The sequence below is a fragment of the Thioflexithrix psekupsensis genome (genome assembly GCF_002149925.1).
Classification (GTDB): domain Bacteria; phylum Pseudomonadota; class Gammaproteobacteria; order Beggiatoales; family Beggiatoaceae; genus Thioflexithrix; species Thioflexithrix psekupsensis.
The window spans coordinates 951863-971516 of sequence record NZ_MSLT01000012.1 but is presented as its reverse complement, the minus strand read 5'-3'; the positions used below and the strand labels follow the sequence as shown (position 1 = coordinate 971516).

The following is a 19654-nucleotide window of genomic DNA, read 5'->3' as shown; positions in this document are numbered from 1 at the left end:
AAAAAAGCGTTATCTACCAAACCTACTCCATAATCGCCCCATTAGTCGCTCATATTGCCTCATTTTTACAACAAACCGCAATAAAATACAATCTGATTCACCGAAAAAAGCAGCCGTGTCAAAAAAACCTTGTTAAAATAATCGCGCAAAACCAATCTAACATAAACACACGACAACAAAATACATTATTCTAAATCCTAACCCGTTGTCCCCACTTGCTAACGTCGCTACAAATAGAGTACAACTCGAATGGTCACGCCAATCATTTCTCCTGATTCAAACTCCCCCCAAACCACGCCATCGCCCTTCTACATCGTTGGAATTGGCGCGTCTGCGGGCGGTTTAGAAGCCTTAGAACGCTTTTTTGACAACATGCCCGCCAACAACGGCATGGCTTTTGTTGTTGTACAGCACTTGTCGCCCGACTACCGCAGCATGATGGTAGAAATTCTCTCCAAACGCACCCCCATGAAAGTCATTGAAGCGACCGAAGGAATCGAAGTAAAACCCAATCAAATTTACTTAATTCCACGCAATAAAAACATGACGATTTACCACCGTAATTTATATTTATCAGACAAAGATCAAACACGGGGATTAAACTTACCGATAGACATTTTTTTTCACTCATTAGCCCAAGATTTAGGCCCTTATGCGGTGGGAATTGTCCTGTCAGGCACAGGCAGCGATGGCACGCGAGGCATTCGCGCCATTAAAGAATTAGAAGGCATGGTCATGGTGCAAGAAAATAGCAGCGCAAAATTCGACGGAATGCCCAACAGTGCCATTGCCACAGGATTAGCCGATTATATTTTACCCCCCGACAAAATGCCAACCGAATTATGTAAATTTATTCAACACCCTTATGTCGCCTTAAAATCAGAAGTTGATAAATTTACTGATGACGATACTTTAGGCAAAATCATGGCTATTTTGCGCACTGAAACAGGTGTGGATTTCAGCGGCTATAAAATCAATAGCGTACAACGTCGAATTCAACGCCGAATGAGCATTAATCAATTAGAACAAGCAAAAGATTATGTCCGCTTTTTACAACGTTCACAACAAGAAGTGCAATTATTATATAAAGAATTATTAATCGGTGTCACTAAATTTTTCCGCGATCCAGAAGCATTTGAAAGTTTAAAACGCATTGTATTACCGCGTATTATTCAAGAAAAAAGTCCTTATGATTCAATACGGATATGGGTGCCTGCTTGTTCAACGGGCGAAGAAGCTTATTCAATTGCCATGATGTTTGCCGAATATTTAGAAGCCCAAGATCAATTATTAAACGTCAAAATTTTTGCCACCGATATTGATAAAAACGCCATTAGCTATGCCAGCAGTGGACTTTATCCTGAGAGCATTGTGGCTGATGTCTCTATGGAGCGATTGCAACACTTTTTTATCAAGAAAGAAAACAAGTATCAAGTCAATACCCGATTGCGCCAAATGGTGATTTTTGCGCGGCATAATTTACTTACCGATCCACCATTTGCCAAAATGGATTTAGTCTCTTGTCGCAATCTGTTAATTTATATTAAGCCCGAAGTGCAAGAAAGACTATTAACATTTTTCCATTTTTCTTTAAAACATCAAGGCTTTTTATTCTTAGGCAACAGCGAATCGATAGGCGAAAATACTTACTTATTTTCCTCGCTCGACAACCACCATCGCATTTACCAATACAAAGCAGGTTATAAATTACCGTTACCGTCAACCACGCGTGATCATCCTTCGCAATCTATCCCTAGAGAGCGGCGTAATGATTTATTAATGCTGCACGAAAATAAACCGTCCTATCCTAGCTATCCAAACTCCCAAGTGTTATCGCAAAAACGCTTGGCAGAAATGATATTAACGTCCTTATCTGAACGCTATATTCCCACTTGCATTATTGTTAATGAAGAAAATGAAGTGGTGCATACGCTCGGCCCTGTAGAAGAATTTTTGCGCGTTCCTCGCGGTGAAATGAATTTCAACTTGTCCCGCATGTTACAAGTAGAATACGCCAGCGTGTTAAGAACCGCCATTCACAACGTTTTGCAGCATAAAAAAGAACTGATTTATGATTTTTCCTCTCTCGACATTAGAGAAAATAAAAGCAAAATCATTAAATCTCACGTTTTCCCTTTATTCCCAGAAACCATAGAGCCGCAATTAATTGCGATCACTTTTGAATCGCAAGAAAACTTTAACATCGAAGCCTATAAAAAAGTCGATGTCAATGCCGATTTCACGCAACACGTGAATGATTTAGAAAAAGAACTGCAATATACCAGAGAAAACCTGCAAGCCGCTATTGAGGAATTAGAAACTTCTAACGAAGAATTGCAAGCCACGAATGAAGAATTATTAGCGGCTAATGAAGAATTGCAAAGCACCAATGAAGAATTGCAATCTGTGAATGAAGAATTAGTCACCGTCAATTCCGAATATCAATATAAAATTGAGGAATTAGTCGATGTCAATAATGACATTAATAATTTACTCAGTGGTTCTCACGTGGGGATTTTATTTTTAGATGCTGATTTGCGCATTAAACGCTTTACGCCCAACATTACCAACGAATTATATTTAATGGAATTCGACATTGGGCGACCAATACAACATATTTCTCACAATCTCAAATATGATAATTTTATCAGCGAGATTAAAATGGTGATTCGCAAACAAGAGAAATATGAGCGAGAAATTGAAAGCAAAAGCAATCGCTGGTACACCGTGCGTTTAATGCCTTATTTAACCACGGAAAACCAAGTACAAGGCGTAATGATCACTTTATCGGACATTACCGAACAGCGTAAAGAACGTCAGTCGCAATTATTTTTAGCAGCCATTGCCGCGGCATTAGACGATGCCATTATTGGACAGAATTTAGATGGTTTAATTATCAGTTGGAATCAAGCGGCCAGTAAAATTTTTGGTTACGCGCCTGATGATGTGTTAAATCAACCGATTGATATTTTAGTGCCACACGAATTGCGTAAAGAAAATGACGCGCTCTCTAAAAAAGCCTTTTCAGGTGAAATCACCAAGCAATTTAATACCGTGCGTTTAGGGCGTAATGGTCACTTAGTTTCGGTTAAAATTGACATTTTACCGATTGCAGATGAAAATAAAATTTATATTGGTTGCTCATGGATTATTCGCGCCCCGCAAACGCAATTATTAACGACTCAAAAGAACAATAGCGAAGCAGACCATCAATTAGCCTATCAATTGTTAGAAAATTCAGTGGCGGCAGTATTGGTGGTGAGTCCAGAAGGCGTAATTTCTTTCGTGAATCAACAGGCTGAAGAAATATTTGAAAAGCCTAAAGAAGCCTTAATTGACAGCCATTATGAACAATTGCCATGGGTTGTTTCCGAAGGCACAGACGATTCGTTAGAAAAATCGGCTGATGTTTCGGAATTATTAAACGATCCACAGCCGTTTTATAATCAACACCGTTTACTGTTATGTCAGAATAAAAAAATTCTGCATTTAAGAGTAAATGGTGCGCCCTTATTAGACAAAAATGGAAAAATTTATAGCATTATTTTTTCACTCGTGGAATGTGCTGAGAAAAAACCTTAATTATCCCCACATTTCTTAAAAAATACCCCATGGAGAGTATGGATTGCAAGCCGCTGCTGAATATTCATTGATGCTTATGCGTTTATTGCGCTCATTTTGGTACAGTGTGCGCGGGCGTTTAATGCTTTATTTTTTTACTTTATCACTGGTTTTAATTGCCGTGATGACCGTGATTTTATTAAATCAAGGCAACTTGATTTTAAATAAAAGTACCTATAATCAATTACAGCATTTAGCTGAATTGCATTCTATTTATTTTGAAAACTTATTACGACAACAGCAACAACAATTGCAATGGGCTGCTGAAACAACGGCATTAAAACAAGCAATTAGCACTGAAGAATGGGAAGAAATGCAACAGATTCTAAACCATTCAAGCCAAAACTTTACCTCTGCCAGCGCACAGTTACAATTAATCTTAAAAAAATATCCTGAAACTCCCGTCAGTGCCAATCACATAATGGCTTTTCTTCTCCCAACCGATTCTATTTTTACCCACTCACAATTCATTGTACAATTGCCTTATTTATATCAAACCATGCCCGTTTATCAAGAACAAGAAATAGTGGCTGTGTTAGCTGTTCGGATTAATGGGGAATTATTAGCGCGGAATCTATCACTTTCTTTCCCTAAAACGCATTTTCATTTACAGCAAAATTTACCAGAATCCGTCAATTTTATTAACGAAAAAATTTATCGCACAAAAGATGCTAAGAAAGGCGAATTATTAAGTAGTTGGCATCCATTTATGCAGAACCGCTTATTATTGTCCGTCTCTATTCCTGTGGAAGCAATTCCTTATCTGTCACTTAATATTATTATTATCGGGATTGCTATTACATTAGTTATCTTAATTTTAATTATGCTGTTTTCTTACCGCTTAATAGAGAGATTAATTAGTCCTTTATCTGATCTCATGAATGTCGCTCGCCACATCGGTAACGGTCAATTTTCGCAACACTTTCAACACAGCCAATTGAAAGAATTTGATCAATTAGGTGTGGTACTTAATCAAATGTCTAATCGTTTGCAACAAATGGTTCATGATTTAGAACAACAAGTGCAAGAACGCACGATTTTAAGTCAGGCTTATGAGCGTTTTGTGCCGCGACAATTTTTAAAATTATTGGATAAAAATAGCATTACTGAAGTAAAATTAGGCGATCAAATTGAAAAAGAAATGACTATTTTATTTTCTGATATTCGTGATTTTACTCAACTGTCAGAAATGCTCACGCCACAAGATAATTTTGATTTTATTAACAGTTATTTAAGCGCAATGGAACCCGTGATTTATCAACATTCGGGCGTGATTGATAAATATATTGGTGATGCGATTATGGCTTTATTTCCCGGTAGCGCAGATGATGCCGTTCAAGCCGCGATTGATATGATTAAATGTTTGCAGAAATTCAACGCGCAATTAATCCAACAAGATAAACCTGCTATTAAAATTGGTATTGGTTTAAATACGGGGGAATTAATGCTGGGTATTGTCGGGGGAGAAAATCGTATGGATGGAACAGTGATTGCGGATGTGGTGAACTTGGCTTCCAGAGTGGAAGATTTAACTAAAATTTACGGTTCTTCTTTGCTTATTACCACAGAAACTTATTTAAAATTAGCCGCTCCACAGCATTATCACATTCGCCTTATTGATGCGGTGCAAGTGAAAGGAAAATCGCAAACGGTGACGGTTTATGAAGTTTATGATGCGGATGCGCCTGATGTCGTGGCATTAAAAGACGAAACGCGAGAAGATTTTGAAGTGGCGATTATGATTTATGAGAATGATGATTTTGAAGAAGCGCGAGTTTTATTTCACGATGTTTTAACCCGCAATCCTGCGGATCAAGTGGCTAAAATTTATTTAGATCGTTGTAATGAATCATTAAGTGCTTTAATGCCTGCCATGCCAACAGTATTAATTGTTGATGATACACCATTTGCATTAACCACATTATCCGAGTTATTAAGCAATAACGGTTATCAAGTATTAACTGCGGATAATGGTTTAGATGCGCTTCAATTAATTGAAAGCCATCGCCCGCATTTGATTCTATTGGATGTGATGATGCCAGAAGTGGATGGTTTTGAGGTGTGTCGGCGATTGCAATTGCAGGCGCATACCCGACAAATTCCCATTATTTTTATCACGGCATTGTCAGAAACAGGCAGTAAAGTCAAAGGCTTCCAAGTAGGTGGCGTTGATTACATCACAAAACCTTTTGAAGTAGAAGAAGTTTTAGCGCGGATTAAAACCCATGTTTCGATTCGGCATTTATGCCAGCAATTAGAACAGAAAAACCGTACTTTAGAACTCGATAGAAAAGAATTATTAGAGCGATTACGGCTATATAAAACGGAGCGTAAAATTTCTTTTTAGTTCTTTTTTTAAAGGTAAAGTAAAAATATGAAACAACGTACTTTTGAGCAAAAATATCAAGCCGATTGGCAACAATTAGAGCATTGGCTCACTGCACTTTCTCATAAAAAAAAGCAAAAAATAACTCAACAAGAATTAGAGCAATTTGCTTATTTATACCGCCAAGTGTGTCAACATTTGGCTTTGGCACAATCTCGACATTACAGTTCTTATTTAATTGATCGGCTTAATCATTTAGTCTTAGCAGGACATCAATTATTATATACGCGTCGCTCTCGTTTTTTCTATACCAAAATTAAGTCATTCATAAAATTTTTCTGTCAGAATCAGAATTTACAGAATTTTAGGATTTTCAGAATTAAAGAATAAAAAATCTGTTTAAAATAAATGACTTGCAAGAATAAATTTTGAAAATTATTTAATTCTGTAAATTCTGATTCTGACAAAATAAAGGTTTTATAAATCACATCATCTTGCTATATCAAGCGGGACATTTTTTAATAGAAACATTCCCGCAATCTATACGTGAACATTGGCGATTAATCGCTTTATCAGCTTGCTTATTTTTTGGCAGTTTTTTCATTATGTTTGTGAGCGTTAAATTAAATCCTGCATTAATTTATAGCTTAATGGATTATGAACAAGTGGCTGAATTTGAAATGATGTATCATCCTACTAATGAACGGATTGGAGAAAAACGGGATGCAGACAGTAATTTTATGATGTTTGGCTATTATATTTATAATAATATTAGTATTGGTTTTCGTACTTATTCATCAGGTTTATTATTTGGTTTGGGGACATTATTTTTTATTCTTTTTAATGGGATTTTTATTGGCACAGTAGCGGGTTATTTAAGCCAATTAGGTTATGGCACGATCTTTTTTTCTTTTGTTTCTGGGCATAGTGGCCCTGAATTAATTGCCATTGTGATTGCGGGGGCGGCAGGTTTAAAATTAGGGCAATCATTAATTGCTCCCAAACGTTATTCTCGCCTACAGGCTTTACAGCAAGCTGCTCGTGATAGTTTACCCCTAGTTTATGGCGTAATAGTCTTGTTATTAGTGGCTGCATTTATTGAGGCATTTTGGTCTTCTATGATGAATATTGCACCTATTATTAAATATATAGTTGGCTTATCATTATGGTTATTATTACTGCTTTATTTTATTTTAGGTGGGCGACATCGTGGAGCTTGATCGCATCAGTTTGACAATACGTCCGCGAGGGCATTGGGAAGCTATCGATTTGGGCTTAACGTTGCTGCAAACTTATGCCCGTTCTTTTTTTCCCATTTGGTTTGCGGTGGTTTTACCTATTATTGTTGTTATTTATTTTGTTTTTTTAGAATTTTCTCCTCCGTGGTTGGCTGCATCTTTTATTTGGTGGTTAAAACCATTTTATGATCTGGTTTGTTTGCATTTCTTTAGTCGCGCTGTCTTTAATGAACTGCCTACTATTCGCCAAACTTGGGCGGCATTACCTTCGTTAATTTTCAGTAGAAATGCTTTAGCTATGCTGACATTTAGACGTTTTGATTTGGCACGTTCTTTTAATTTGCCCATTGCTCAATTAGAGGGTTTAACGGGAACAGCACGGCGAAAACGGGTTAATTTATTACAAAAACAAACCCGTAGTTATGCGGTTTATTTGACGGTTATTTATTTGCATTTTGAATGGTTAGTTTACTGTTCTTTAATTCTTTTATTTCTGCTTTTTGTGCCTGATATTTATGTGGACAGTATTTGGGAACAGTTAATGGAAAGCGAAACAGACACGGCATTTACATTATTAATTATGCTGTTTAGTCTTATTGCTTTGACGATTATTGAGCCGCTTTATGTGGCAAGTGGTTTTGTGCTATATTTAAATCGTCGCACTCATTTAGAAGGTTGGGATATTGAGCTGTTATTTCGTCAAATTGCGAAAAGAATGTATTCGCCTTTAATGGTTTTCGGGGCTGCGATTATGGTGTCTGCGCTTATTTTTCCTCATTCTCCTGCATTCGCTTTGGAACAAGAGCAGGCAAAAATTAATATTCAGCAAGTTTTAGCTGATCCTGATTTTTCCACCACTGAAACTCGTTATCGTTGGGTTTATGTGGGAGAAGTAAAATCGTTAGAAACACCTATTTCAGATGGAGTAGATTTTTCTTTTTTAGCATGGTTATTTAAAACCTTTGTGGTTTTAATGGAATATTTAATTTGGTTGGTATTTTTTCTGTTAATTATTGGATTATTATTTTATTATCGACGTTATTTATTAATGCTGCTTCATATTTCAGTAAAACCGCCATTGGTGGTCGAAGAAAATGCGGCAGTCACTTTAGTGCAGCACGGGCATCACCACGCCCATTTGCCGCTCGATCCCGCGCACACGGCATGGCAATGGTGGCAACGAGGAGACACGCATGCCGCATTAAGCCTGCTCTATCGCGCCGCGTTGCAGCAAACGCAACGGCGTTATTCGTTGTTGATTGAGGACGGTCGCACTGAGGATGAATGTGTGCGTTTGGTCAAGCAAGCCGCACCCGTAGAAACAGGAAATTATTTTGCGCAATTAACGCGCTTTTGGCAGCAATTGGCTTATGCCCAGCGCGTTCCTAATGACAGCGTTATTAAACAATTGTGTGAAGATTGGAAATTGCATTTTTAAAGGATTTATTTTTATGTATTTGGTCGCTTAATATGATTAAAAAAACAATCAGTCATCAAAGCAATGATCGATTATTTTTACCTAATTTTTGTAATGTGCGCACGGTGTTTGTCACTGTGATTTTTGTGCAGTTATTGGCCTTTATTTTAGTTCTGTCTTTACTGGGTCGTCCTCATTATGGATTTAATTACCTGCAATATCGTTTTTTCGGTGATTTGGCTTTAACCTCTTTATTTATGCACTGGGTGGCTTTATTAAGTCTTGGTTTATTGTGTTTATTGCGGCGTTGGTTAATTTTATTAGACAGTAATTTATTGGCAGCTTTGTTTAGTTATGCTTTAATTTTGACAGTGACTGCGGTGGCCAGTGAATTGGCTTGGATTTTGCGGGAATATATTGTTGATCAAGTGAACTTTTCTCTTTTTCCTTTATATCAATTATTATTTAGAAATGTTTTATTGGTTGGATTGGTGTTGGTGGCTATTTTTATTCCTTTGGCTTATTTTAAATGGGTACGCTTTCATTTGCTGTTAATGATATTTTTTGTTTCTCTTATTGCCACTGCTTTATTTACGGAATTATTGCATTTATTTTCTGTGAGAAACAACGAATTTTGGCCTTATGTGTTGCAACATCAACTGTTTTTATTGCGCAATTTAGCCATTAGTGCCATTGTGAGTGCGATTGCTTTGCGTTATTTTTATATGCGTAATGAGTGGAAATTAAAAACCGTCGCTCATGCCACGTCGCGTTTACAGGCATTACAGGCGCGTATTCGACCTCATTTTCTCTTTAACAGCATGAATACCATCGCCAGCCTGATTCGTTGCGACCCTGAACGCGCTGAACAAGCGGTGGAGGATTTGTCAGATTTGTTTCGTGCCAGTTTGTCGCATGGTGGGCATTATGTTGATTTGGCAACGGAAATAAATTGGTGTCAGCAGTATTTGCGGGTGGAAGCCCTGCGTTTGGAAGATCGCTTGCGAGTCGATTGGCAAATTGATAATGTACCCAAAGACGCGCTGATTCCTCCCTTATGTTTACAACCACTGTTGGAAAATGCGGTTTATTATGGTATCCAGCCTGCCACCGAAGGCGGAATCATTCATGTTACGGGATTATTTGATGGACGTGATATAAAATTAGAAGTGGAAAATTCTTTACCCGAACAATTTAATCTTGATCATAAAGGCAATCGAATTGCGCAAGATAATATTCATCAAAGATTACAGGCTTGTTTTGGATATTCTGCGGGATTAAATATCACGATTGAACCCGATAATTATCGCGTTAGTCTTCGTTTTCCTTATCACACTGAGTTGCCCTCGTGAAAATTTTATGAAAATTGTTATTGTTGATGATGAACGTTTAGCTCGTGATCGGTTACGCGCCTTAGTCCATGAGATTGGTTTGGGTGAGGTGGTCGGTGAAGCCGCGAATGGGCGCGAAGCTTTGAGTGTTATTCATGCTTTGCATCCCGATGTGGTGCTGTTAGACATCCGAATGCCGGGAATGGACGGCATGAGAGTGGCTGAGGAGTTGGAACAACTTGCGCTTGCCCCCATGGTGATTTTTACGACGGCTTATGGCGATCATGCTTTGGAAGCCTTTGATAAACAAGCGATTGATTATTTATTAAAACCGATTCGTAAAGATCGTTTAGAAAAAGCCTTAGCCCGCGCCCACACCTTATTACAACCGCAAGCGACAGATGAAGAAGGCGAGAAACGTCCAACCGCTCGCAGTCATATTAGTGTCACGATTCGTGGTGAATTGCGTTTAATTCCTGTGAATCAAATTTATTATTTTATGGCCGATGAGAAATATGTCATTTTGTATTGGGCGCAAGGTGAGGTATTGATTGGTGAAACATTAAAGGATTTGGAGCGAGAATTTTCAGGGCAGTTTTTACGAATTCATCGCAGTAATTTAGTGTCAATGGTGCATATTACTAGCTTGGTTAAAGACAGTGAAGGACGCAGTTATCTTCGTCTTAAAGGTCGCACGGAATTGTTAGAAATTAGCCGACGACATTTACCCGAAGTGCGCAAAATTCTTAAAGACATGCGCGTTTCTGGGGCATAATAATGATAAAATAACAATTAAAATGGATTAATTTTTTTTGATTTTGCTTTTTTAATGGCATGAGGACCTGTGAGTGAAAACAACAGCAATACGTTTGGTGATAATGGTGGCGGGTGTGGCACTGCCGTCGTGGGTTTATGCCGATAACCCGTTGGCAATCCAAGATTTTCAAACGGCTTTGGCCGCGTGTGAACGGGGTATTCAAATGGAAATGCCACGCAGTCGGGGTTCTTTACGCATTATGCAGTCGTTATCAAAACGTTATCAACGCAATATGCAAAATGCCTTAGCAAGAATGCCAGCCTTGAAAGATTCAAACCGCTTATATAGCGGTGATTATTTTGTTGAAACCAGCTTTAGTCAAGCCTATCAATCGTGTGAAACAAATTTTGTTTCGCGGGTTAAAGAAGCAGAATTGGCAACTGAGAAAATGCTGGCTCAACGACAAGAAAAACAGCAAGAAAATCAAGCCCTGCTAGATCAATTGCAGCAAAAACAAGCGATGATTACGCCTCATATTGAAGTGGCTATAAAAAATCATTGTATCCCCATTATTAATCAAGCGGATTTGATTCCACCTGAAGCGAAAAATAATTATTTTCAGGCCAAGCAAAAGATTTTAGAGTTAGACCCTGAAGCGGTTAAACAATTTTATACTTTTGCGATTAAAGACAGCATTACTCAAGAATTGATTGATGAGAGTAAGCCTTTGGGTGTTTGGTTTGAAACCTGCGAGGCCGCTTTTATTGCTCAAGAAAACCAGTCTGCTCAAACGGTTAGCGGAGAGATGATGGACGATGAGGAAGGCCCCATGCTGCCTCCCAGTTTGCGCACGCCCGCTTTACCTGCTGATCCCGCGACGACTGCTGCTCCTGTTGTGCCTGCCGTTCCCGTCACTGTGCCGCTGGAAGATGAGCCAGAAGACATGGCGGTGGATGAGGAGGGCGGGGATGAAGAAGAATATCAAGCCGCTTTGACCACCGTAACTGGTGATAAAAAAACGGTATTGACGCAAATGAAACGAATGCCTGATTACGTTAATAATGATGATTATGATCTGGCTAAAGCCAGTTTGTGGCAATTTGAAAGTCCTGACGCGGATCGTTGTGAAGTGTATCAATTTCAAGGCGACACGCAAGTGAAGAAACAGGATATTAATAGTGAATGTCCGCCGTTTTAATGTGCTTTAATGCAGATTAAAGAAAGGGATGTGAAAAATGTTAAATGGAATTCGCCCTGATTGGTCTGCACCGGCTCATGTTCATGCGTTAGTGACAACCCGTCACGGCGGGGTAAGTACACCGCCTTATGCCACATTAAATTTGGCGCATCATGTCGGTGATGATCCCGCGAATGTGGCGAGAAATCGGCAGTTATTGCGCCAATTATTACCTGCCGATCCCTTTTGGTTAAATCAAGTACATGGCACGCAGGTGACGGCTGTGGATTATGCACGACAAACGCCCACCGCGGATGCCAGTTATACGCGAGCCGCCAAGCACGTCTGTGCCATATTAACCGCCGATTGTTTACCTGTTTTTTTCTGCACACCAGACGGGGATCAAGTGGCTTTGGCGCATGCAGGGTGGCGTGGTTTGGCTGCGGGCGTATTGGAAGCCACGCTTAACTGCTTGACTGTCAAAGCAAAAGCAGTAAAAGTTTGGTTAGGAGCGGGCATTGGTGCGCAAGCATTTGAAGTGGGAGACGAAGTGAAAGCAGCATTTGTGACACAATCTAAGGTGTATGCAGCCGCGTTTCGTCCCGCTGATCGACCACACCATTGGTATGCGGATTTAGCCGAATTGGCACGTTTACGCTTACAAATGTGTGGCGTTTCTGAGATCAGCGGCGGAAATTTCTGTACTTATTCCGAATCTGACCGCTTTTATTCTTATCGTCGAGACGCAAAAACAGGACGAATGGCCAGTTTAATTTGGTTTGAATAAGCGTTCATATTAAACAAATAATTAAACCAAACTTTTTCTACAATAATAATCTAATTTTTTACCTAAAAAATGATGGTGAATTTGTAAATATTCATTACGCGCTAATAAGCGTTGTTGTAACTGATATAACGTTAAATGGGTCTTTACTCGTGCCACCACTTCCTCCATTTGAAATGGCTTAGTGATATAATCCACGGCACCAATTTGGAAAGCCTCAATTTTATTTTCTACCTCCGTTAAAGCCGTGGTAAAAATCACAGGAATGTTAGCCGTTTCTGGATCATTTTTTAATCGCCGACACACTTCAAAACCATCCATATAAGGCATCATAATATCTAATAAAATAAGGTGTGGTTTTGCCGTTTTTACTAATTCTAAAGCGGCTTCTCCGCTGCTTGCCATTAACATATCAAAACCATGACGGCTTAATATTTCATTCATAATTAATAAATTTAACTGCACATCATCTACAGTTAAAATAATAGGCGTTTTTCTTTCTGTCAACGCTAAAATCTTTTTCGTTTCATGCACGTAAATAGCCGCTACCGTATCATCAGGATTTTCCGTTAACACTTGCTCAAAATGCAATAAAGCTTGGGCAAATTCTTCAGCCTGAAAATGCTGCATGGCTTGAGAAAAAATAGCTTGAGTTTGGCGTTTTAATGTTTTTAATGCGTCAGAATCCGCATCATAAACTTCATACACGGTCACTTCAGAAGATTTCCCTTTCACCATAACACGCCCCACTAAACGAATATGATAATGTTCAGGGCGTTTTAAACGGCAATAAGTATGCTCAGTAATTAATAAAGGTACGCCGTAAATTTTCGTTAAACTTTCCACCCGTGCCGACAAATTAACCGTGTCTCCAATCACCGTCGTATCCATGCGACTTTGCCCGCCAATAATGCCTAACATTAATTGTCCACTATTCAAACCAATTCCAATATGCACTAAAGGATAATCAATAGAAGCCAATAAATCATTATAACGTCTTAATTGAATCAACATTTTAATCGCACAAGAAACCGCATCATCAGGATCATTAGGAAAGATCACCATAATGGCATCGCCAATATATTTATCAATTAAACCATGATGTTCAATAATAATTGGCTCCATTTGTCCCAAGTAATGATTCACATAATCAAAATTTTCTCGTGTCGATAATTTTTCAGAAATGCTGGTGAAATCTCGAATATCAGAAAATAACACGGTCATTTCGCCTTCGGTTTGATCGCCCAGCGTGGTGTTAAGCACGGTATCGGTATGGAGTAATTTTAAAAAACCATTCGGCACAAAACGCTCATAGGCTTGATTTAATTTAACAATTTGTGCTGTGGCTTGTTCAATCGCCAAGCGTAATTCCCGCGGTGCATTAAACAGCGTAAACACCAAAAATCCACCAAAAAACGCCAGCGTAAACCCCGCAACCCACAACCAAAATGAAATAGGCGCAAATACCGGCCAACCGTGTAAGGGAACGCCCGCCAATCGCCAATCCCCATTGGGCAACTTCACTTCCAATACCACAGGTTGCTGGGCAAAAATCGTACTTTTTCCCCAGAAAATTCCCCCCGCTGGCCCCTGCGCATTTTTCCCAATTAAGGCGTAAATAAAATGCGGATGTGACTGTGCTAATCCTGTTTGTTCTAAAATAAATTGCCGCGAAATAAATACCGCTAATAAACTATTTTCTCCATCAGGATAAAATAAAATAAAACGACTGTTTTCACTGTCAACAATAGGCCCTGCCATCCAAATTTGCTTTAATTGTAACGCCTGATCAATTAATAACTGTTCATCTGTACTAATCAATAATTGGTCTTTAGGATAAGCGAAAATTTGCTGTTGTTTTTGGTAAAATAAAATCTGAGCAATAGCAGTATCATTATTAAGAATACTACGGGTAAATAGCGTTAAATCTTCTTGAGAAAAATGACCTTGTTGCGCATTTAAATAACCACTAATCGCACGCGCAACCAACAATTTTTGCTGCACCGCTTGCTCTAAACGCAAACGAACGCCTTGCAAATGTTCTGTCACAAAGGCACGCACTTGCTGCTGGTGGCGATCACGCTCCATGTAATCAAAGCCCCAAGTGATTAAAAAAACCGAAATCACCGTAATAACACCCATTATCGCGGGCATTGATAACAAAGGACGCAACTTGTGATAAGAGCGAATGAGTTTCAAGAGACCAACCTATTGTAAAGTTGAAACGTAAAAGTATTAGGCAGCATTATCTTGCTCTATTTTTTCTTGCAATGCCCTATAAAGAGACTCAAAATGGCTATTTTGGTGCATTTCTGGCGTTAAAGTATTCATATTGGCAATAATGCTGATTAAATTGGCAATGGCAGCGCGAATAGCGGTGTAATTATCTATAGATTCTCGAATGCCTTGCAAATTAGCCGCGCTCACTTTTTTCATGGCTTGTTCTAAGCGCGTAATTTCCTGTTCCCAATGCACAATATAATCAATCAAAATCACAGGATCATAAATATTGGCACTGGATAACACAATAGGAAAAATTCTATCAACAAAATCGCCGTGTTTAGCAATTTCTACTAATTCAAACATACAGTTTTTAGATTTGAGATATTTATCACTCAATATCACAATCACATAATGTCCGCGCCCAATTTGCTGCATAAATTGCTTAATATCACCTTTATAACCCAGATGCTGTTTATCTCGAATTATCTCGATATTGCGCTGTGATAAATCGGCTTGCAATTGATTCACTAAACGCTCATTCTCCTCGCTGTCTTTTTCATTCCACGCATAAGAAATAAATACTTGTGCTTTATCCGATAAAATAGATGAATGAGGGAGTGTATTGGAAACCGTATTGGACACAGGGGGCGCAAGCAATTCAGTGGGAGATTGTAAAGCCTCAAGCGTGGAAAATGACACATTCGGTCTTAGTGCTTTGGCATGGGCTAATAATTCATCTAAACGCCCCTGTTTATCACAAAAATGAATTAAATCAAAAAGTAATTTGTCACGTTCGGCAATTTCTAAATTATCCACCTCCAACCCTAAAGCATAAAAGAAAGATTTGATTTCTGTTTTATCAAATTCTCTTTTGAATTGAACGCGCAAATCATTTTGTTCTTTTAGTGATAAATGGGGCATGATATTCTCCAAAATTAAAAGCGTTAATCAGCGGCGGTTTCTTCATCCACTGCATTTTTTACCGTATCGGCTAATTGTCGTGCTAATGTTTCTACTTGTTGGGCATTATCGCCTTCGACCATCACGCGAATCAGCGGCTCTGTGCCAGAAGTACGTAATAACACGCGACCATGTTGGGCTAATTCTGTTTCTGCTTGTTCCACAGCCGCTTGTACTTTCGGCAAATTTTGTACTGCCATTCGGCGGGAAATAGGCACGTTAATTAAACGCTGTGGATATTTTTTCATTCCACTTTTTAATTCGTGTAAAGTTTTGGCTTGAGAAACGGCAATGGCTAAAATTTGCAACGCAGTGACAATGCCATCGCCTGTTGTGGTGCGGTCTAGGCAAATAATATGCCCAGAAGATTCGCCACCCAATAAGCCATCAATTTGCATTAATCGCTCTAACACATAACGATCACCCACAGGCGTTCTTTCAAATGCAATCCCTTGACGTTTTAAAGCATGTTCTAAGCCCAAATTACTCATCACCGTCCCCACAACTGCACCGCGTAATTGTCCCGCTTGATAACGTGCTGAAGCAATGATAAATAATAATTCATCACCGTCCACAATTTCGCCTTGATTATCCACCATAATTAAGCGGTCGCCATCGCCATCTAAAGCAATACCCATATCCGCTTGATGATGCAATACCGCTTCGCGCAAAGCCGCAGGCTGGGTTGCGCCCACGCCATCGTTAATATTTAAGCCATTGGGTTGCGTGCCTAATGTCGTGACATCCGCGCCTAATTCTTGAAAAACATTCGGCGCAATATGGTAAGTGGCACCATGCGCACAATCAACCACTAATTTTAATCCTTTTAAATTAATAGAAAAAGGGATGGTACTTTTACAAAATTCAATATAACGCCCCGGTGCATCAGCAATGCGTTCTGCTTTGCCTAATTGTTCTGGCTCTACGGTGGTTAATGTTTTCTCTAATTCTGCTTCAATAGCCAGCTCAATGTCATCGGCTAATTTAGTGCCTTGATGTGAGAAAAATTTAATGCCATTATCAGCAAATGGATTGTGAGAAGCACTCACCACAATGCCCGCTCGCGCGTGAAATGTGCGGGTTAAATAGGCAATTGCCGGCGTGGGCATCGGTCCCAATAGAGCGACATTCATGCCCGCTGCGGACAAGCCCGCTTCTAATGCCGATTCCAGTAGATAACCTGAAATGCGAGTATCTTTTCCAATCAATATCTTACTGCGTTTACCATTCGCCAACACACGCCCCGCTGCCCAACCCAATTTTAAGACAAACTCTGGCGTAATCGGCGCAATACCTACCTGTCCACGAATCCCATCTGTACCAAAATATTTACGTTGTTGTTGCATATTAAATGACCCAAAAAAACAAAACTGCCTTAAAAATGGCATTAAACCGTGAAATTGATTGACGTACTTGTGTCCATCGCGTTATTTTACACTGAATTTGATCACTTGTTGGGTCATGAAGATTGTCATTCTCCATAAAAAAAGGTTTTTACCATGCGCATTCGTTTATCACGTCAGGATTTTGATTGGGCGGTTCAACAGGGTTTAATTCAAGCCGAACAAGCTAAGTTATTATGGGAAGCATTTCAAACTCGTCAACCTGAACGTTCTCGTTTTGATTTTGTCAATTTAGCTTATTACAGTGGTGCGTTATTAATCATTGTGGCGATGGCGTGGTTAATGACAGAAACATGGACTTCATTAGGCAGTACAGGGCTTTTGGGAGTGGCTCTTATTTATGCGTTTATTTTTGCCAGTTTGGGTTATTATTTTTGGTTTAGTCAGCAGTTAAAAGTGGCAGGTGGATTATTATTTACTTTAATGGTAATTATGACTCCATTAGTGCTTTATGCGTTATTTCTAATTTATTATCCTGAATTGCAAGATGCTCATTTTTATCGCGCCATGAGAGAAAATTCGCTCGATCTTTGGATGACTTTAGGCACAATTGCTGTGGCTACGGTCACATTATTATTTGTGCGTTTTCCATTTTTAGTGGCACCGATTGCATTTTGTCTGTGGTATATTATGATTCAAATTATCCCTGATTTTTTGGGAAAAGTAGAATTTTCTTGGGGAGAAACACAGAGCATTAGTTTATTTTTTGGATTATTAATGATTTTAGTGGCTTATTTAATCGATCAGCGGACTAAAGAAGATTTTGCATTTTGGTTATATTTATTTGGTACTTTAGGTTTTTGGGTGAGTTTGACCTTAATGAGTTCGGACAGTGAATTAGAATATTTTGCTTATTTTATGTTGAATGTAATTTTAGTGATTATCTCGGTGTTATTACAGCGGAGAATTTTTATTATTTTTGGTGCGATTGGTATTTTTATTTACTTAGGACATTTGGCGTATGATTTATTTGAAGATTTATTATTTTTCCCCATTACGTTAAGTGCGATTGGTTTATTGATCATTATTATGGGCGTGCAATATCAACGGTATCGACAACATATTGAACAGCTTATTTTAGCCTCTGTGCCTCAATCATTGCGCCCCTTATTGCCCAGTGAACGCAAAGAGAATTAAAACACGATTATTTTTCTTAATCAGGATATTATTATGCACGTGGATATGTTAATTATTGGTGGTGGAATCAGCGGCTTAGGCATGGCGTGGCATTGTCAAAAAGCGGGTTTAAGCACTCGCGTGTTAGAGCAGCACGCCCAAGTCGGTGGCTTAATCGCTTCGCGCCAACAGCCTGAACAGACAGGGGATTTTTGGCTAGAATTGGGAGCGCATTCGGCGTTTAATTCTTATCAAGAATTATTAGCCATCGTTGCCGATTGTCAATTGCAATCACTGATAACGCCTAAAAAATCACCGCCTTTTAAATTTTTTAAAGCAGGCAAATTACAAAGTTTATTAAAGCAGATTTATTGGTTTTCTCTCTTGCGGGCTTTACCGCGCCTTTTTTCTTTATCAAAAGAAAACTTGAGCGTGCAAGATTATTATACGCAAATTATGGGAGAAAAAACTTATGACGCGCTGATGCAACATGCTTTTAATGCGGTATTGTGTCAAGATGCCCGCCATTTTCCTGCTGATTTATTATTTCGCAAACGGGCGCGGGCGCGAGATACGGCAAAAAAATTCACGTTCGCCGCGGGAATGCAACATATTGCGCGGGCATTAGCAGAAACATTAGAAAAACGCGGGGTATTATTTCATGTAGAAACGCCTGTGATTCGCTTAGAATATCGGGATCATCAATTTGAAATCACAACCGCAGATCAACGCACTTTCTCAAGCCGTTTTCTTACGCTGGCTACGCCTGTAGAAACCGCTGCGCAATTATTATCATTTTCTTTTCCTAGTTTAGCCACATTATTAAGTCAAATTAAAATGGCCACCGTGCATAGTGTTGGCGTGGCAGTGAGAAAAGAAGAGGTGCGTTTGCCCATTGTTGGGGGAATTATTGGTGCGGATTCGCCTTTTTATTCGGTGGTTTCGCGGGATTATTTATGGGATGCACGTTATCGGGGTTTAACGTTTCATTTTAAAGCTGATTTTAACGATCCTTTAGCTCAAGAACAATTGATTGCGGATTTATTGGGTATAAAGCCATCACAATTTTTATGGCGGGATCGGAAAATAAATCAATTGCCCGCATTAACGGTTGATAATCTCTTTGATTTAGCCCAAATTACGGCACAATTACAGCATTTACCTTTGGCCTTAATTGGGAATTATTTTAATGGCGTATCGATTGAAGATTGTTTAGTGCGCACACGCGGAGAATTTCAACGATTGCAAGCGCAAATGGGAACTTTGAATTAAGCCCCATTTAAACGCCTAAATGGTTCTTT

At 39.1% G+C, this 19654-nt stretch carries 14 protein-coding genes; 11 read left to right on the top strand and 3 right to left on the bottom strand.

All coding sequences use genetic code 11. From position 1 onward, the window contains the following. The first annotated feature begins 249 nt into the window (after positions 1-249). From TPSD3_RS09270 to pgeF, 9 genes are all read left to right on the top strand, one after another. Positions 250-3582: a chemotaxis protein CheB gene (locus TPSD3_RS09270; protein ID WP_086488256.1), complete on the top strand. Its 3333-nt coding sequence runs from the start codon at positions 250-252 to the stop codon at positions 3580-3582. Positions 3583-3625: 43 nt separating this feature from the next. Then, on the top strand, positions 3626-5968 hold the full coding sequence (locus tag TPSD3_RS09265; protein ID WP_086488255.1) for a response regulator: 2343 nt from the start codon (positions 3626-3628) through the stop codon (positions 5966-5968). A 27-nt stretch (positions 5969-5995) separates the two neighbouring features. Continuing rightward, entirely contained in the window at positions 5996-6337 is a 342-nt protein-coding gene (locus TPSD3_RS09260) for a stage II sporulation protein M (RefSeq protein WP_086488254.1), read from the top strand. A 104-nt stretch (positions 6338-6441) separates the two neighbouring features. Beyond that, the gene (locus TPSD3_RS09255; RefSeq protein ID WP_086488253.1) at positions 6442-7167 is read left to right on the top strand and encodes a stage II sporulation protein M; all 726 of its coding nucleotides are present in this window, start codon (positions 6442-6444) and stop codon (positions 7165-7167) included. Continuing rightward, the gene (locus TPSD3_RS09250) at positions 7157-8623 is read left to right on the top strand and encodes a DUF4129 domain-containing protein (RefSeq protein WP_086488252.1); all 1467 of its coding nucleotides are present in this window, start codon (positions 7157-7159) and stop codon (positions 8621-8623) included. Before TPSD3_RS09255 ends, TPSD3_RS09250 begins: the two co-directional genes overlap by 11 nt. Before the next feature lie 32 nt (positions 8624-8655). Continuing rightward, the gene (locus TPSD3_RS09245) at positions 8656-9954 is read left to right on the top strand and encodes a sensor histidine kinase (RefSeq protein ID WP_140048525.1); all 1299 of its coding nucleotides are present in this window, start codon (positions 8656-8658) and stop codon (positions 9952-9954) included. Between the two features lie 7 nt (positions 9955-9961). After that, complete coding sequence (locus tag TPSD3_RS09240; protein ID WP_086488250.1) at positions 9962-10708, top strand: LytR/AlgR family response regulator transcription factor; 747 nt, start codon at positions 9962-9964, stop codon at positions 10706-10708. 73 nt (positions 10709-10781) lie between these two features. Beyond that, positions 10782-11888, top strand: coding sequence for a hypothetical protein (locus TPSD3_RS09235; RefSeq protein ID WP_086488249.1), 1107 nt, complete (start codon positions 10782-10784; stop codon positions 11886-11888). Positions 11889-11925: 37 nt separating this feature from the next. Beyond that, positions 11926-12654, top strand: coding sequence for a peptidoglycan editing factor PgeF (pgeF, locus tag TPSD3_RS09230; RefSeq protein ID WP_086488248.1), 729 nt, complete (start codon positions 11926-11928; stop codon positions 12652-12654). Positions 12655-12675: 21 nt separating this feature from the next. Here the strand turns inward: pgeF and TPSD3_RS09225 are convergent, their stop codons facing one another. Genes TPSD3_RS09225 through glmM form a run of 3 tightly spaced genes read right to left on the bottom strand, consistent with a single transcriptional unit; the run spans position 12676 to position 17180 of the window. Next, a complete protein-coding gene (locus TPSD3_RS09225; RefSeq protein WP_086488247.1) occupies positions 12676-14850 on the bottom strand; it encodes a response regulator in 2175 nt (724 codons plus the stop codon). A 36-nt stretch (positions 14851-14886) separates the two neighbouring features. Further along, entirely contained in the window at positions 14887-15795 is a 909-nt protein-coding gene (locus TPSD3_RS09220; protein WP_086488246.1) for a TIR domain-containing protein, read from the bottom strand. 23 nt (positions 15796-15818) lie between these two features. Further along, a complete protein-coding gene (gene glmM / locus TPSD3_RS09215; RefSeq protein ID WP_086488245.1) occupies positions 15819-17180 on the bottom strand; it encodes a phosphoglucosamine mutase in 1362 nt (453 codons plus the stop codon). Positions 17181-17333: 153 nt separating this feature from the next. On the opposite strand from glmM, the gene TPSD3_RS09210 reads away from it, so the two are divergent. Beyond that, positions 17334-18374, top strand: a complete 1041-nt coding sequence (locus TPSD3_RS09210) for a DUF2157 domain-containing protein (protein ID WP_086488244.1) — start codon at positions 17334-17336, stop codon at positions 18372-18374. 33 nt (positions 18375-18407) lie between these two features. Continuing rightward, positions 18408-19625 carry a protoporphyrinogen/coproporphyrinogen oxidase gene (locus tag TPSD3_RS09205; protein WP_086488243.1) on the top strand — a complete coding sequence of 406 codons (1218 nt, stop codon included), beginning with the start codon at positions 18408-18410 and terminating at the stop codon, positions 19623-19625. Positions 19626-19654: the final 29 nt, after the last annotated feature.